Annotated in this window: 11 protein-coding genes and 2 pseudogenes; all 13 read left to right on the forward strand. The window is 67.3% G+C overall.

Translation table 11 applies throughout. The annotated features are described in order from the left end of the window. Positions 1 to 553 precede the first annotated feature (553 nt). Positions 554 to 3598 carry a S8 family serine peptidase gene (locus tag THITHI_RS0113865; RefSeq protein WP_026186353.1) on the forward strand — a complete coding sequence of 1015 codons (3045 nt, stop codon included), beginning with the start codon at positions 554 to 556 and terminating at the stop codon, positions 3596 to 3598. A gap of 519 nt (positions 3599 to 4117) precedes the next feature. Further along, positions 4118 to 4942: an AmmeMemoRadiSam system protein B gene (amrB, locus tag THITHI_RS0113870; RefSeq protein WP_026186354.1), complete on the forward strand. Its 825-nt coding sequence runs from the start codon at positions 4118 to 4120 to the stop codon at positions 4940 to 4942. Positions 4943 to 5059: 117 nt separating this feature from the next. Next, entirely contained in the window at positions 5060 to 7099 is a 2040-nt protein-coding gene (locus tag THITHI_RS0113875) for an AsmA family protein (protein WP_018233713.1), read from the forward strand. 223 nt (positions 7100 to 7322) lie between these two features. Beyond that, a complete protein-coding gene (locus THITHI_RS0113880; protein ID WP_026186355.1) occupies positions 7323 to 7721 on the forward strand; it encodes a TraR/DksA family transcriptional regulator in 399 nt (132 codons plus the stop codon). Between the two features lie 143 nt (positions 7722 to 7864). Beyond that, entirely contained in the window at positions 7865 to 8479 is a 615-nt protein-coding gene (locus tag THITHI_RS0113885) for a YdbL family protein (protein WP_018233715.1), read from the forward strand. 6 nt (positions 8480 to 8485) lie between these two features. Next, positions 8486 to 10774, forward strand: coding sequence for an adenosylcobalamin-dependent ribonucleoside-diphosphate reductase (locus THITHI_RS0113890; RefSeq protein ID WP_018233716.1), 2289 nt, complete (start codon positions 8486 to 8488; stop codon positions 10772 to 10774). A gap of 450 nt (positions 10775 to 11224) precedes the next feature. Beyond that, positions 11225 to 12184, forward strand: a complete 960-nt coding sequence (locus THITHI_RS0113900) for a caspase family protein (RefSeq protein ID WP_198005615.1) — start codon at positions 11225 to 11227, stop codon at positions 12182 to 12184. Between the two features lie 18 nt (positions 12185 to 12202). Further along, the gene (locus tag THITHI_RS0113905) at positions 12203 to 13429 is read left to right on the forward strand and encodes an acyltransferase family protein (protein ID WP_198005616.1); all 1227 of its coding nucleotides are present in this window, start codon (positions 12203 to 12205) and stop codon (positions 13427 to 13429) included. Between the two features lie 128 nt (positions 13430 to 13557). Continuing rightward, complete coding sequence (locus tag THITHI_RS0113910) at positions 13558 to 14088, forward strand: Na+/H+ antiporter subunit E (RefSeq protein WP_026186356.1); 531 nt, start codon at positions 13558 to 13560, stop codon at positions 14086 to 14088. Then, positions 14085 to 14354: a monovalent cation/H+ antiporter complex subunit F gene (locus THITHI_RS0113915; RefSeq protein ID WP_018233721.1), complete on the forward strand. Its 270-nt coding sequence runs from the start codon at positions 14085 to 14087 to the stop codon at positions 14352 to 14354. The genes THITHI_RS0113910 and THITHI_RS0113915 overlap by 4 nt, the downstream gene beginning before the upstream one ends. Beyond that, positions 14351 to 14644, forward strand: coding sequence for a cation:proton antiporter (locus THITHI_RS0113920; RefSeq protein ID WP_018233722.1), 294 nt, complete (start codon positions 14351 to 14353; stop codon positions 14642 to 14644). Before THITHI_RS0113915 ends, THITHI_RS0113920 begins: the two co-directional genes overlap by 4 nt. After that, positions 14641 to 15581: pseudogene (locus THITHI_RS0113930) on the forward strand (hydrogenase subunit MbhD domain-containing protein). The gene THITHI_RS0113920 and the pseudogene THITHI_RS0113930 overlap by 4 nt, the downstream one beginning before the upstream one ends. 177 nt (positions 15582 to 15758) lie before the next feature. Next, positions 15759 to 16082 (forward strand): annotated as a pseudogene (locus THITHI_RS0113935) (NADH-quinone oxidoreductase subunit K); the annotation flags it as partial. Between the last annotated feature and the right edge of the window lie 35 nt (positions 16083 to 16117).

The raw sequence follows: 16117 nt of genomic DNA on the forward strand, positions 1-16117 counted from the left end.
TGCGGTCAAAAGATTTCGGGTACCCCCCGGAACCCGAATACCTCGCGGATACTAAGGTATATTGTGCGGGGTATCACAATCGATCCCGATGGTCGGCGGGATATCGCGGATGACCGGCCCGGGACGCATTTCTCGTTTTTCCCGCGCTGGAGGTTGGTCGGTGTATCCGGGATGTTACCCGGGGTCCGAACGGAACTTTCCGCAGGCGGTTTGGCGCGTGAGTGCGTATCAACGGTTAAGGCCGGGACGAGCTTGATCCGGGCATCCGAGGCTGCCTCGCCGCCGAGATTCGCCACGATCGGCGCGTGCCCGTACCTCATTCCGGGCTGATTCGTGCAGTTTCCCCGGTGCGATGGAATGCGATATGGTCCCGGGGGCGGGTTCGCAGGCACGCGCGGAATCAGCGGGGGAGGCATTGTTGTTTTTCACGGCTCAGGCACCCGATGCTCAGTCAGGCCGCCCGGTGATCCCGGATCGCATCGCCGCGGTGCGGATATCACGTCCGGCGGGTTCGAGCGGAACCATTAGCAGGCGGGTCAGCGCGCGAGGTCTGGTGGGCGTCGCAATCATGGTGCTTGCGGGCACCGGATCGGCGCGGGAGGCGGGTGCGGGATCCGATGGTTTTCTGGACACACCGGTCCACATGTCGGGGGCGGTGATGGAGCGCGCATCCCGGTGGGCCGCCGGTTCACCGGGGTTGGTCGACGAAACGGCGGACGCCGAGCGGCCGGATACTTCCGGCGAAGCGTCCGCCGATACAGGCTCCGGGTCGCCGGCGCGGACCATCGGTCTGATGGGGGCGGGCGCTGCTCTGACGGCTGTGCTTGTCCATCGTGGCGGCCGGGGAGGGCGCGGCGAGCCGGTGGCCCCCTGGTTTGATGACGGAGCACTCCGGGAGCCGGACGAGACGCTGGCCGCCGGGATCCGCCAGAGCCCGGCGTACCGGTTCATCAATCAATGGTGGCTGGAACATGCGGGCGAGCGCCCGAACCCGTACGACCTGATGGGGCTGTCCTACGCCCATTCCGCCGGATACCTGGGCGATGGGGTGGTCATTGCGGTGCTCGACGAAACCTTCCAGGCGGCGCCGATCAACCCCGGCACCCATCCGATGTTTGCCGAGCCCGGCAAGGTGGTCGGCATGTTCAACGACATGCCGGAAGCGGTCGTCGATCCGGAACGCTCCATTGATGGGAGCCACGGTACGCATGTGGCCGGCCTCGCGGCGGGTAACAGCGCGACGATGACCGGCGTTGCGCCGGCGGCACAGCTCTACCTGGCTTCGTACGTGGGGATCGGCGACGTGGATTATCGACCGCGTCGCTGGGGTGAGAGCTTTCAGGCGAGCGGGTCGGTGGGTGCGCGGGTTCACACCAACAGTTGGGGCTGGGACGAATTCGATACCGACACCTGGGGCCGCCAGGGCCTGGATACAAGGCGGGTGCAGGAACTGGTACGCGACCCGCGGACAGCGCTGAACAACTGGCTCGGGACTCCGCTGGAGCCGTGGCATGGCGTGTTTGCGGACTACGCGGATGCCAATGGCTTTTCGGTGGCGGCCTATGCCGACAACCCGGGCCTCGCCATCGAGGCCTTCTACAGCAGGGTCCAGGCGGGGAGCTCCGGCCCGACCCCCGGCTTCGAGGGGGCGGATTGGGACCGGTTGGCCGGCGACATGCGCAGTTTCCAGACCGACAGTGACGGGGTGATCGTGTGGGCCCTGTCCAACTTCCGGCTGGAGGGCCCCGATGGGCAACCCTATGCGGACGGCAGCGCGGCGATCGCCGAACTGTATCCGGCCTTGCAGGACGCCTGGCTCACGGTGGCCAACGTCAATGTGGCGCGCACGCCGGCAGGCGAGATGCGTGCGGTCCTGATGTCGTCCGGCTGTCAGCAGACAGCGCCATATTGTCTGTCACACAATGGCACCGCCGTGAACTCCGCCGTGCCCGTCGACGGCTTTGGCCAGAAGACGGGGACCTCCATGGCGACCCCGCAGGTGGCCGGTGCCATGGCCGTGCTCGCCGAAGCCTTTCCCGGGCACAGCGGTTCGCAGCTGGTCAACCGGGTGTTGGCCACGGCCAGCAACTTCAACGACTGGCAGGATCTGGAGCAGTGGGGCGTGCGCTGGTATGGCACCCTTACGCTACCCGACGGCAGCGAAGAGCGTGTGGAGCTGATCGATAATTCCGGGTCCGACGGCCCCGGGCCCCTTGCCCGGGGGCCCGGGCAGATCGGCGAGGTGGATTTTGGCAACGGCATCACCCATGCCTATTCGGAGGTCTTCGGTCACGGGTTTGTGGACCTGGTGGCAGCGCTTCAGCCGGTGGGCGTCCTGCACGTGCCCATGGGCCGTTCCTTGAACAGCGCGCACCGCTCGGGGCTGCAATCCAGCCGGATGATCCCCGGCCCCGCTGTCGGCGACGGCCTGTCCCGGGATCTGGCCGGCCGGCGCGTGGCGGCGCTGGATGGCCTCGACGGCGCCTTCATGGTGCCCTTGGGGGATCTCGTGGGTGAGACGGGGCGTACGGCCGACCATCATGCCCTGCTGCAGCGTTTCGGCCGCTCGCCGGACCTGATGCGGGTGGAACTGGGGCCGGGCACGGTGCTGGAGACCGCGTTCAGCCCGGCCCGCAGCCATGCCATGCGCCTCGAGGAGCGGGAGACACCCCGCATGGACGTGGCGGAACTGGGTTTCCGTCATGATCCCGGTGGCCGGGCCCGGTTCCGGTTCGATCTCAATCGCGACCCCGCGACGAACTACGGCCTGCAGGCCACGGGCACGGTGGTGCCGGAGCATATGGCCAGTGACGGGGTGTTTGCCAACCCTCTCCTGGCCTTCGCGCGTGAGGGCCGGAACGCAGGCATGGACCTCTCGCTGGGCAGCAGGACCACAATGCGCCTCGGTGCCTTTCAGGGCCGCGACAGGTTCAGATCTCATGACGGCAGCGGCGACGGTGCGCGGGTGCAGGGCACCGTGGGCGAGTTGGCGTTTGCCTTCGGAGGGGAGGCGGAACCGTTGGCCGGTCTCGCATTGCAACTGGCGATGCTGCAGGAGGATGACACGCTGCTCGGCGGCCGTGGCGGCGGGGCGTTTGATCTCGCCGATGATACGCGACACACGTCCGTCGGCCTGTCCGGCGAGATCGCCCTGGGGGGCTGGTTCCGGGGTGCGGACGTGCGTCTGGCGGGCAGTGCGCACAGGGTGTTCACGCGTCCCCGGGCCGGCGGGGTCTCACTGTTCGAGGACGTCTCGTCGATCGAGAGTCACGCCTTCAGCCTCGGCCTGATCGGCCGGGACCTGATCGTCGACGAGGACCGCTGGGGGTTGGTGCTGAACCAGCCGCTGCGGGTGGCCAGTGGCCATGCGGACCTGCAACTACCGGTGGGTCATGACGGCACGGACCTGCGCCACGAGTCGGTACGTGCCCGTCTGACGCCCTCGGGGCGCGAGACCCGGTTCGAGGTCTTCTACGGTCGTACGGTATCCCCGACGTTCGATGTGCAGGGCAGTGTCATGCTGCGCAGGCAGCCGGGTCATGTCCGCACCGCCCCCGATGAAGGCCTGGCCCTGCTGAACGCCAACCTGCGATTCTGAATACCGGTCCAGCCGCCCTCCGTGATGTTCCTTGCCGCTTGCCGCTTGCCGCTGACTACCCGCGGGTCCGCACCGGCATCCTTCTCTCCCCCGGTCTCCCGGCTCCGTCCAGGGCGCCGGCCCTCGTGGAGTTTGCGCCGGCGGGGGCAGACGTCACATGGGGGGCGGTTGTCGCCAGGGTGTGCCAGTGGCGGGTTGGCACCGGGAGCGCGGTATCGGAGATTGTCAAGGCGCGTGTGCCGGGCGGACCGGCCTGAAGATGTGTTATTGGGATACACGTCCCAGCCCCGGCAAGTTCAACCGGCGTTACCCGTCAGCGAACTATACTTTGGGATAACGCTTGGCAAGGGATTTCCACCGCGGGTTCGGCGGCGGCGGGGCGGTCACTCCGTCCCGGGCACGTGATGCCCCGGGCGTCTGCCGGGCTCCCAATGAATACTCTCAAGTATCTGATTCTGCGTGCCTTGTGCGCACATGATCAGCGCTGCTTCTTCGTCCTCAGGGCAGGAGGTGATCATCATGAGCATGGAAATGAGGCGGCTGGCAGAGCCGGTGCGTCCGGCTGCCGTGGCCGGGCACTTTTATCCGTCGGACCCGGGGCAGTTGCGCACCACGGTGGGCAATCTGCTGAACGCGGCGCAAGGCGAGGATCGGCACAATGGTGCTCGTCCCAAGGCCCTCATCGTGCCCCATGCGGGGTACGTGTATTCGGGTCCGGTGGCTGCCCGGGCCTACGCGCGGCTGGGGGACGCGGCGCCCCGGATCCGGCGCGTGGTGTTGCTGGGGCCGGCCCACCGGGTGGGTTTCTATGGGATCGCCGCGCCGGAGACCGCGTATTTCGAGACGCCCCTGGGTTGGGTCGAGGTGGATGAGACCTCGCTGAGACGTGTCTGCGCCCTGTCCACGGTATTCCGTTTCGAGGGGGCGCATGCGCCCGAGCACAGCCTTGAGGTGCAATTGCCGTTCCTGCAGCAGGTGCTGGGCGACGGATTCTCCCTGGTGCCGCTGGTGGTGGGCGGTGCCACGGCCGGCGATGTGGCGACGGTCCTGTCGCTGTTGTGGGGCGGGCCGGAGACCCTGGTGGTGGTCAGTTCCGATCTGAGCCATCACCTGGACTATCACAGTGCCCGGGAGGTGGATGAACGCACCAGCCGGGCCATCGAATCCCTGAACGACGAGGCGATCGCGCCCGGATTCGCCTGCGGCCGGTTGCCCGTCCAGGGTCTGTTGCAGGTGGCCCGGGCGCAGGGGCTGGGTGCCCGGCGCCTGGATCTGCGTTCCTCCGGAGACACGGCCGGCCCCCGGGAGCGCGTGGTGGGCTACGGGGCCTTCGAGTTTTCCTGATCGGCCGGAGATGTCCGGTCCCGATACGCCGTTGACCCGTCGGGTGGGCCTACCTTGTGCGCGACGGGCGCCTCGTCTACCGTCCTTCGGGTGTATGCCAGGAACACCGCCGCCCTCGTGATCTGCCTGCTCTGCGGGCTGATGATTGTGCTTGCGCCGGCGCCGGTGCGGGGCGTGGACTCGGTGGAGCTGGCCATTGATGCCCTGGCGGGCGAGGGCTGGCAAGTGGACACCCTGCGCGTGGTGCTCCGCCCGGGGGAGGAACATCACGGGCTGGAGTTGCAGGCGGACACACTTCGCCTTGGCGAGGAGTTCGAACTGCGGGCGGTGCATGCGGAGTGCGCCGCGATGCGCCTGCGGGGCCTGGGTGGCGATTGTCCCGACGGACGCATCCGCTTCGAGCATCCCTGGCTGGGTGCCCAGACCCTGCCTGCCCGCTTCAGTTATGCCCATCCGGGCCGTCTCGACCTGCAACTGGAAGGCCTGCTGCTGGCCGGCGGCCCGGTGGACGTGCATGTGAAAATGGATGACGGGCAATGGGAGCTCGATGCCCGAGGCGAAGGACTCGACCTCCAGGCCCTGGCCGCCCTGTCCGCCGACGCCGGCTGGCCCTGGCCGGTGACGGCTTCCGGCGATGGCCGCCTGACGTTCGCGGCCCGGGGCCGTGGGGCACTGCCCGACACCCTGGATCTTGACCTCTCCGTGGGCGATACCGCGTTCTCCAGCGAGGACGGCCTGCGTGCCGGCGAGGCCGTGGATGCGGACCTGGCCGTTGCCGTGGCCCGCGAGGACGGCGGCTACCGGGTCGAACTGACCGGCCGATGGACGGGCGGCGGCGTGTACCTGCATCCGGTCTACGTGGAGGCGGACGTCCCGGTGAGGCTGTCCATGCAGGGCAGCATGGATCTGGCGGCCAGGGTACTCACGGTCGATGGATTCGAACTGGATCATCCCGGTGTACTGGGCATTGCGGGCCGGGGCACCTGGGCCATCGATCGCGGATTGTCAGGCCTTGAGGCCACCGTGCAACTGGATCGGATGGATCTGCCGGCGGCCTACGAACTCTTCGGCCAACCGTTCCTGCCGGGCACTGCCCTGGGTGTGCTGGATACCGAGGGGCTTCTGGCCGGCGGGTTGCGCCTGCATGAAGGATCGCTTCAGGAGGTGGTGCTCAACGCCTCGCGGGTCACGGCGCATGACCGCATGGGGCGCTTCGCGGTGCAGGGTCTGGATGCCGCGCTGCACTGGCGGGCGGCCGGCGACGCGCCGCTTTCCCGGGTGTCCATGGACGGTGGCCATGTATACGGTATCGCCCTCGGCGCATCGCGTTTCCGGCCGGTCATCGGGCGGGACGGGTTTCACCTGCCGGAGCCCGTGCATCTGCCCGTGCTGGACGGCGCGCTGGAGATCCGCGACCTGCGGGTGGCTGGACTGGACGGGGGCGACGCGCGCTGGCAGTTCGACGGCGGGCTCACCCCCGTCAGCATGGAGCAGCTCACGGCCGCCCTGGGCTGGCCGGAACTCTCCGGCACGCTGGCCGGCATCATTCCCGAGGTGCGCTACGAACAGGGCCTGCTCACGGTGGGCGGCCGGCTGCTGGTGCGTGCCTTCGACGGCAGCGTGACCCTGGGGGAACTGCGCCTGCGTGACCCCCTGGGTGTCGCGCCGGAGTTCTCCGCCCAGATCCAGATACGCGATATCGATCTGGCACAGCTCACCCGCACCTTCGATTTCGGCCGCATCACCGGGCGCCTGGAGGGGGACGTGCGGGACCTGGTGCTGGTGCGCTGGGCGCCGGTGCAGTTCGACGCGGAGCTGCGCACGCCGCCTGGTGACACCTCCACCCGGCGCATCAGCCAGCGGGCCGTGGACAATCTCACCCAGGTGGGAGGCGGCGTGGGCGGTGTGCTGTCGGGTGGGTTCCTGCGTTTCTTCGAGGATTTCGGCTACCGGCGGCTGGGTCTGAGCTGCCGGCTGGTGGGCGAGGTCTGCCACATGGACGGCGTGGCCCCGGCCGCGCAGGGATATTACATTGTTCAGGGCGCCGGCCTCCCGCGCATCGACGTGATCGGATTCACCCGGCAGGTGGCCTGGCGGGATCTGGTGGCGCGGCTCGCCGTGATCATCCAGGACAGCGGCGGACCGGAAGTCCGATAAGGGGCAGGGACGAACATCTCATGTTTGCCGTGGACCTTGCCACTTGCCACTTGAGACTTGCCACTGCCCTCAAGCCCGGCACCGGTCATCCCGCGCCGGCCGGTCCGGCCCGCGGGCCCGCCTTGACCGGCCGATCGCCGCGGACTACCGTGCCTGCAGGGATCACGAATCCTCCAGCGGCCCCCGGGGCCGCGCGGGCACACCTTCGCGAGGGACGCACACCATGGATCGATCATTGACCGACGCCCGGATCAGGGAACTGGAGACGCGCCTGCGGGAGCGCCTGCGGGTGCTCGTGGAGGAGACCCGGCAGATCCTGCTCAGGTCCGACCAGGAGCCTTACATCGTGCTTGCCGGGGAGGTCCAGGATGTCGGCGAGCAGTCCGTGGCGGATCTGCTGGTGGATCTCGATCTGGCGGACGTGGATCGCCACATCGAGGAGATCCGTGACGTGGAGGCCGCGCTGCTGCGCATTGCCGGCCGGACCTACGGCGTGTGTACCGACTGCGGCGGCGATATCGTCTACGAACGCCTGGATGCCTACCCGACGGCCAAGCGCTGCGCACGTTGCCAGAGCCATCACGAGAAGACCTACACCGCGCCGGGTGAGCCCACTCTTTAGGGGCTCCTGCATGAACCCCGAACACAGGGTCCAATACCGGGGTACATGCATGCCGGTTAAGCTGCCGTTCACCCACCTCCGCGCATGCTCGCGCTAGAATCGGTTCATGTGCTGAACCTGTACCCCCTTCCGAGGAGCCTCCGATGAAAACCCTGCCTGTCGCTGTCTGGATGCTGGTGGCGCTGGCGCTTTCCGCCTGCGTCACGGTCAACATCTATTTTCCGGCCGCCGCTGCCGAGGATGCGGCGCGCACCATCGTGCGTGACGTGCTGGGAGCGCCGGAGGAGGTGCCCCGTCAGCAGCCGGGGGATGCCGCACCCGGGCCGGGCAGCCGATACGACGGGGCCGCGATCCGGTGGGCCGGACAGGTGCTGGAGGTGCTGGTGCCCGCGGCCCATGCCCAGCAGCCGGATATCAGCATCCGTTCGCCGGCCATTGACGCCCTGCGCCAGTCCATGCGTGCACGCTCCGCCGAGTTGCAGCCGCACTATCGCAGCGGGGCCGTCGGTTTCACCCGGGAGGGCACGGTGGCGATCCGGGATCTCAACGCGGTACCCCTGCGCGACCGGGCCACGGTGCAACGCCTGGTGGCCGACGAGAACAACGATCGCACGGCGCTTTACCGGGAGATCGCCCGCGCCAACGGCCATCCCGAGTGGGAGCGCGATATCCGCGATACCTTCGCCCGCGTGTGGGTGGAGGAGGCCCCCTCCGGTTACTGGTACCAGGATGCCGGGGGCGCCTGGCAGCAGAAGTAGTCATTCATGAAGGGGTCACGGACAGGCGATACCGGGACCCGCGGGGCTTCGGTGCTGCCCCTGCAGCCCGCGGCCCACGATGTCTGGGACCGCAAGTACCGGCTGCGGGACGCGCTGGGGCACCCGCTGGAGGAGACACCTGGGGAGACCCTGGCGCGGGTGGCCCGGGCCCTTTCGGACGTGGAGGCCACGCCCGAACTGCGCCGCCATTGGCAGGAACGCTTCCTCTGGGCCCTGCATCACGGCGCCCTGCCCGCCGGGCGGATACTGGCCAACGCCGGTGCCCGGGACCACAAGCGCGGCACTTCCACCATCAACTGCACCGTCTCCGGGACCATCCACGACACCCTGGACGACATCCTCGGCAAGCTGCGCGAGGCGGGCCTGACCCTTCAGAGCGGCGCGGGCATCGGCTACGAGTTCTCGACCCTGCGGCCCAAGGGGGCCTGGGTGGCCGGCGCCGGCGCGCGCAGTTCGGGTCCCTTGTCCTTCATGGACGTCTACGACCAGATGTGCCGCACCATCGCCTCCGCCGGCGACCGGCGCGGCGCCCAGATGGCCACCTTCCACATCGGCCATCCGGATGTGCTGGAATTCATCGAGGCCAAGCGCGAGCCCGGCCGCCTGCGCCAGTTCAACCTCTCCCTGCTGGTACCCGATGCCTTCATGGCGGCGCTGGAAGCGGGTGACGACTGGCCGCTGGCCTTTGCACTGACGCCCGCGGAGCAGGCACGCACGGGGACGGATACCAACGATCCGAGACAGGTGGTCTGGCGCGACTGGCCGGTGACCGGGGGCTATATCACCGACGAACACGGTCGCACGGCGTGCCGGGTGCATCGATGGATTGCGGCCCGGGAACTCTGGGACCGGGTGATGCGCGCCACCTACGATCACGCCGAACCCGGCGTGCTGTTTATCGACCGAGTGAACGCGGAGAACAACAACGGCTTCTGCGAATCCATTCGTGCGTCCAACCCCTGCGGCGAGCAGACACTGCCCCCCTACGGGGCCTGCCTGCTGGGTTCGGTGGACCTGACCCGTTTCGTGCGTCAACCTTTCACCGGCAAGGTCACCTTCGACTGGGACACCTATCGGGAGGTGGTCGCCGTGTTCACCCGCATGCTGGACAACGTGGTGGAGGTGCACGGTCTGCCCTTGCCCGAGCAGGGCGCTGCGCTGGCGCGTACCCGCCGCCACGGCATGGGTTTCCTGGGGTTGGGCTCGGCGCTGACGCTCATGGGGATCCGCTACGACAGCCCGGACGCGGCCGCCTTCACTGCCCGTGCGGCCAGAGAACTGGCGCTCACCGGCTGGCGCACGGGCCTGGCACTGGCCCGGGAGAAGGGGCCGGCGCCGCTGATGAACGAAACCTTCACCATCACCGAGGCGATGCTTGCGCGTGACCCGCGCATGGTCGAGGACGGTGTGCGCGCGGGCGACAGGCTGCCCGGCCGGGTGCTGCATGCCCGCTACAGCCCCTACATGCAGCGCATCGCCGGGATCGATCCGGATCTGGTGCATGCCCTGGAGGAGGAGGGTGCGCGCTTCACCCATCACAGTGCCATCGCCCCCACCGGCACCATTGCGCTGTCCTTCGGCAACAATGTGAGCAACGGCATCGAGCCCAGTTTCGCCTTGAATTACCTGCGCAATATCCTGGGCCGCGACGGCGCCACCCGGGACACGGTGGCGGTGACCGCCTACGAGCTGCTGGCCTGGCAGGCCTGGGTGGACCCCGATGCGGACCCTGACGCGAAGGACGGCCCGCACCGCCTGCCCGAGGCCTTCGTCACCGCCGGTGACATCGCGCCCCGCGCCCATCTGGCCATCCAGGCCGCCGCACAGCCGTGGATCGACGCGGCCATTTCCAAGACCGTCAACGTGCCCACTTCCTGCGCCTTCGACGACTTCCGCGAGTTGTACCGTGAGGCCCATGCCGCGGGTCTCAAGGGTTGCACCACCTACCGCCTCAACCCCGCCGCCTTCCAGGGCGTGCTGCTGCGCCCCGAGGATCTCGCCCACAGCCGGTACCGCTTCATGCTGCGGGACGGCCGCTGCGTGAGTCTCGCCGGGGATCGCTGGGTGCGTTACGGCGATCAACGGGAACTGGCGGCCAATCTCTACGCCCGGCTGCGCGAGCGGGGCATCCGCGAGACCGCGGGCGAACTGCCGGACCTGCTGCCCGAATGCATCGACCCGCCCGGCGACCCGGTGGAGATCAACGTGCCGGTGGTGGAGGTGGCCTGCGAGACACCTCATGGCGTGTCGCCGGTGTGTCCGGTTTGTGAATGAATGCGCAGAGACAAGAGACAAGAGACAAGATGCAAGAGACAAGAGGCAGGACAATCCCGCTTTATCCGCAGATCGGGTTCCGGCCCGACGCGGCTGCTTGTTGCAGCCACATCGCTTGCGACTCCGTAAGCCGGGAGCCTTCTTGCCACAGAGGGCACGAGGCAGCCCCAGGGCCGGTGTGGCTCCTCGTGACCAATGAGTTCGTCGTTGATCAGCCCGGAGAAACACTTCTATACTTCCCTTCCTCCTCATGCAAAAGGACAAGGCAATGAGAACCATAACGATAGCCGCGTTCGTGTTGAGCATCCTCACTACATCCGCGGCAGCGATGATGGGCGCGGGAGATACTCCGAAGGGCACGTTCTGCAAAGTCAAGGATGTTTGCGTCATCGCGCAAACCGAAGGCGACTGCACAAAGATCGGTGGTCAGGCATTCGAGACCGAGCAGGCATGCATGAGCGGCAAACCGACCCCGAGCCAGGCGCCAAGAGAATCCAGGTGACGACTTGGTATGCAGGCCCTTTCCCGGTTGCGCGAGGAAGGGGCCTGCGGCGGTGGGCGTTGGCAGCGGTCTTGCTGCCCGTCTCCGTTCTGGGCGCGACTTTGGCGTCGGCTACGGACCCGGCCCATGTTCGGCCCTTCGATCCCGCGGCCATCCATGTGCTGGCGATTGGATCCTGCCCGCCGTGGAGACCGGACTTCAACGACTGCGAACGCGATGTTTCGCTGTTCACCGAGGCGGTCCGCGATACGATCGGAGTTCCGCCCGATCAGATCATCACGCTGGTCGACGAGCAGGCAACGGCAATCGCGGTCCGGCAGACCTTCCTGCAACTTCAAACCTCCATGGCGGAAGGATCGGTCATCATTGTCTATTACAATGGACACGGAACACTGTTGCCAAAAGAGGACGGCGCCAAAGGCGAAATGCAGGAAACCTTCCTGCTGTGGTCGGAGTCGGCACCCTTTGCCGCGCTCTATGCAGTTCATGCCGGGATCTGGATGACGGATCGGGAGCTGGCTCAATTGATCGGCACGCTGCAGATCCGCGACGCGCTTGTGGTGCTCGATACATGCTATGCCCTGGGTGCATCGAATGAAATGATGGCCCGGGCAGATGGATCCGAACTCGAAGGTGTCGCGCTCATGGCGTCATCCCTTGCCCACGAACGATCATGGGCGAGTGAACAGTCGGCCATTTTTACCCGCAACCTGGTAAACGCGATGCGCTCGGGATCGGCAACACTGCACGAGGCGTTTCAGAAGGCAGGGCCGGGAACGGTCTCGGAGGCGGCCGAGCTTTGCGCGGATGCCGGATCGATCCGCTCTGGCGGGGATTGCGCACCGCAGGATCCCGCGTTGGTCGATCCGGGCGGGATCACCGGGCGCTTTCATCTGGTCGGCAGATAACAGACCGCCGAAATGCCTGTGCCAAGCACGATCGATACGCGTGCCGTCGAACGTGTGCTGTTCCTCGACCGGCTACGACTGGCGCTGATCCTGCTCATTGTTCTGGAACATGCGACGCTCGCCTATACGGGCGTCGCCAGAATCGATCATTTCGAGCCATTGCGGTCCGGCTGGTATGTGGTGGACGCTGCCGGGGGCGGGTTTCTTGAGTTCATATCAAAGGCCCGCGTGCCATTCGCTATCCCGTTGCTGTTCCTCATCTCCGGATTCTTTTTTGGGACGAGTATGCGGAGGCACGACGTCCGTTCATACGCTGAACGCCGTTTGTGGCGCCTGGGTCCCCCCCTGCTTCTGATCGCATTATTGTTCGCGCCGATGATGTATGCCGCGACCTGGTCCCTGACCTGGCGCGCGATTCCGCTTGCTGACGTTATGCGGACTTTGTTCTTCGAGCGCTGGCAGATCGGTCACGGCTGGTTTCTCTGGATACTGCTGCTGTTCAATGCAGCGGCGCTGTGCTGGCGTGCGGTTCATCCGGGATCGTATGAAGCGCCCGGGAAGGCCCTGCGCAAGGCCATGCAACGCGGCCGGCTGATGGTTCCCGGATTGATCGTGGCGCTGGCCTTTATCGGCTATGGCGCATCGTGGATGCTGGCAAACCACGCTCCATCCGGATTCTGGCGGATCGTCAGCGGACCGTTCTTCTTCGTCGAGCCACTGATTGTCGTCAGCGCCTTGTACTTTGTCCTTGGTGTGGCGCTCGGCCAGTCACTCAATGCAGACACGTTGTCCCAGGCCTTCCGTGGTATCACATCCCATTGGGGAATCTGGGCGCTGATCGCCGCATTCTGTTTCGCTGTATTGATGCTGCCCGATGACCATCTGCTATCGGTGGGGCGCTTCCATGCGGGGCCCTTCGGCACGTTTCCGCTCGACGTGCTCTTTGCTCCTCTTTACTGCGCTGCGATTTCGATCGCGTTGCTCGCGTTCTTCGCGGGCCGGCGGCATCGGCCGTCGCGCGTCCTGGATTACCTGTCGCGCAATTCGTTCGGGCTCTATGTTTTCCATCTTCCGATCGTGGTCGGCTTGCAGTATCTGCTGATACCGGCCTCACTGCCGGGACCGGTCAAGGCCGTGATCACGGCCGGAGGGACGATGGCCATCTATCTTCTCATGATCCGGGGCTGGGGCCTTATGCGCCAGGATAGGCCGGCAACGACGCCGCAGCACCGTACAGCGAACTGAACCGGATCGGGACATGCAGTGCCGGCATTGCGGCACCTGGTGTCACGGTTTTCCTTCCTGGCCTCCACGGATAAGCGCCTCACGCCTCACGCCTAACTCCTCCCGCCTCACGCTGTTAAGCTAGGCCGATGCCAACTGTCCCCACAGCGCGGTTGAGTCGGCGCGGTGCCAGGGTGCGGCGGTTTGCCGTGACGCTGGTGCTGGCGGCGCTGCTGTGGTGGGTGCTGGCGGAAGGGCGGGGGCTCACCTCGCCTTTTGCCTGGCTGGCGGTCGCGGGGGCGGCGGTGTCGACCCTGTTTCTGCCCCTGAGCCGGCCGTTTCGCCTGAGTCTCGCGGCCCTGCCGCGCTTTGCGGCTTTCTTCCTGCGTGCTTCGGTGATGGGCGGCGTGGACGTGGCACGCCGGGCCATCTCGCCGTCCATGCCCCTGGAGCCCGGGTTCGTGCGTTACACCACGGCGCTGCCCCACGGGGCGGCGCTCACCTTCTTCATGGCGGTGATCAGCCTGCTGCCCGGCACGCTCAGCGTGCGCCTCCAGGGACGCCTGCTCACCGTTCACGTGCTGGACACCCGTCTCCCGATTCGCGCATCCCTGGAGGCCCTTGAGACGCACGTCTCGCGGGTGTTTGTCATGGGCGCCCGCCCGGGGGGTGAGCCATGAGCGCCTTTCTGCTGGCGGCTGCGCTGTTCCTTCTCGCCACCATCGGTGCAGGCATGGTGCGGGTGCTGCGCGGGCCCACGGCAGGCGACCGGATGCTGGCCGCCCAGTTGTTCGGCACCACGGGTGTGGCCATCCTGCTGATCCTCGCCGAGGCCCTCGGGCAGCCGGCGCTGGTGGACGTGGCCCTGGTGTTTGCGCTGCTGGCGGCGGTGGCCACGGTGGCCTTCGTGCGCAAACCCGCCGAGCCCGGGGAGGACGAGCCATGATCGACGTGACCAGTGTCGTGCTGATCCTCGCCGGCCTGGTGTTCTTCGCCGCCGGCAGCGCCGGCATGCTGCGGTTTCCCGATGTCTACACCCGGCTGCACGCGCTCACCAAGGCCGACAACCTGGGTCTCGGGCTCGTGGTACTGGGCCTCGCGCTGCAGGCCGGGGGCGTGGCGCCGGTGCTCAAACTGCTGATCATCTGGGTCCTGGTGCTCATCGCCGGTGCCGCCGCGTGTCACCTGGTGGCGCAACGGGCCTGGAGCCATTTCGGTGAGGAGGAGGATCGGTGAACGGCTGGTTGCTGGCCTTCGACGTGCTGCTTCTGGTCAGCCTGGTGTGGGTGGCGTGGCGGACGCTGGCCGAAACGTCGGGCGGGCTGTTTCGTGCCGTGGTGCTGTTCATCGCCTTCGGCCTGCTGCTGGCGCTGGCCTGGGTGCGGCTCAGCGCGCCGGACGTGGCGCTGGCCGAGGCGGCCATCGGCGCCGGGGTCACCGGCGCGCTGCTGCTGGTGACGCTCGCCAGGCTGGAGCGGAGCAATGACGACGCGGACAGGGGGGACGACTCCTGATGCGTGCGGCGACCCTGCTGTCCGGCGTACTGGCATGGGTGATCGCCCTGCTGCTGGCCGCGGTCCTGTGGCCGCTTGCGCCGATTGAGGGATTGCGTGTCCCCGTGGCCGGGTCCATGGATGCGTCCGGTGTGGCACACCCGGTCACCGCCGTTCTGCTCAACTTCCGCGCCTATGACACCTTCCTGGAGCTGGGTGTGCTGCTGCTCGCCGTACTGGGGGCCTGGTCCCTGGGCCGGCACACGCCGCTGCCGGCACGCCCCGTACCCGGTCCGGTGATGCCCGGTACCCTGCGCCTGCTCATCCCCGTGGCCGTGGTCACCGGGATCTATCTCCTCTGGGCCGGCAGCCATTCCCCCGGCGGTGCCTTTCAGGCCGGCGCCGTACTGGGCGCGGCCGGCGTGTTGTGGGTGCTCTCACGACCCCGGGACCTGCCGGCCCCGCCCTCGCCCCTGCTGCGCGCGGGCCTGGTCGCGGGCGCAGCGCTGTTTCTCGCCGTGGGCACGGCCGGGCTCATGGCAGGGCACGGGTTCATGGGGTACCCGCCGCCCCGGGCCGGCGCGCTGATCCTCGTCATCGAGACCGCGGCAACGATCTCGATCGCCCTGACGCTGGTGGCGCTGTTCCTGGGGGGCGCGCCTGTGAAGTCGGAAGGGTGAATTGGGAAGTGAGAAATGAAGGGCAAAGTGATATGTGTAGATGTGGAGGTGCGAAGTGAATAACCGCTCAAAAGATTCCACGTTTTCCAGGCATCCGCGCAACCTGCAGTCCCCGGGTTCGCCGTCTTCATTTCCCGCTTCCCAATTCCCAATTCCCACTTCATCCCCCACTTCCCAATTCCCACTTCGCACTTGATTTCCCTCTACCTCATCGGCGGCGCCGTCCTCTTCGCCTTGGGCCTGCACGCATTGGTGGCGCGTGCGCACCTGATCCTCAAGGTGCTCGCCGTGAATGTCATGGGCTCCGGCGTGTTCATGGTGCTGCTGGCCGCGGCGGCCAGGGGCGAGGGCGCTCCGGATCCCGTGCCCCACGCGCTGGTGCTCACCGGGATCGTGGTCGCGGTGAGTGCCACGGCATTCGCCCTGGCGCTGATTCTGCGGGTTAAAGCACTGACCGGCGTGGCGCGGTTGCCGGACGGGGAACAGGAGAAACAACGGCCGTGACAGGCGTCGACTGGGCCGCCTGGGCGGTGGCC

This window comes from Thioalkalivibrio thiocyanodenitrificans ARhD 1 (assembly GCF_000378965.1).
GTDB lineage: Bacteria > Pseudomonadota > Gammaproteobacteria > Ectothiorhodospirales > Ectothiorhodospiraceae > Thioalkalivibrio_A > Thioalkalivibrio_A thiocyanodenitrificans.

Bases quoted from the DNA above. Each gene is read 5' to 3' on its own strand.
- amrB (WP_026186354.1), top strand. From the start codon at position 4,118: ATGAGCATGGAAATGAGGCGGCTGGCAGAGCCGGTGCGTCCGGCTGCC.
- THITHI_RS0113880 (WP_026186355.1), top strand. From the start codon at position 7,323: ATGGATCGATCATTGACCGACGCCCGGATCAGGGAACTGGAGACGCGC.
- THITHI_RS0113885 (WP_018233715.1), top strand. From the start codon at position 7,865: ATGAAAACCCTGCCTGTCGCTGTCTGGATGCTGGTGGCGCTGGCGCTT.
- THITHI_RS0113890 (WP_018233716.1), top strand. From the start codon at position 8,486: ATGAAGGGGTCACGGACAGGCGATACCGGGACCCGCGGGGCTTCGGTG.
- THITHI_RS0113900 (WP_198005615.1), top strand. From the start codon at position 11,225: ATGCATGAGCGGCAAACCGACCCCGAGCCAGGCGCCAAGAGAATCCAG.
- THITHI_RS0113910 (WP_026186356.1), top strand. From the start codon at position 13,558: ATGCCAACTGTCCCCACAGCGCGGTTGAGTCGGCGCGGTGCCAGGGTG.
- THITHI_RS0113915 (WP_018233721.1), top strand. From the start codon at position 14,085: ATGAGCGCCTTTCTGCTGGCGGCTGCGCTGTTCCTTCTCGCCACCATC.
- THITHI_RS0113920 (WP_018233722.1), top strand. From the start codon at position 14,351: ATGATCGACGTGACCAGTGTCGTGCTGATCCTCGCCGGCCTGGTGTTC.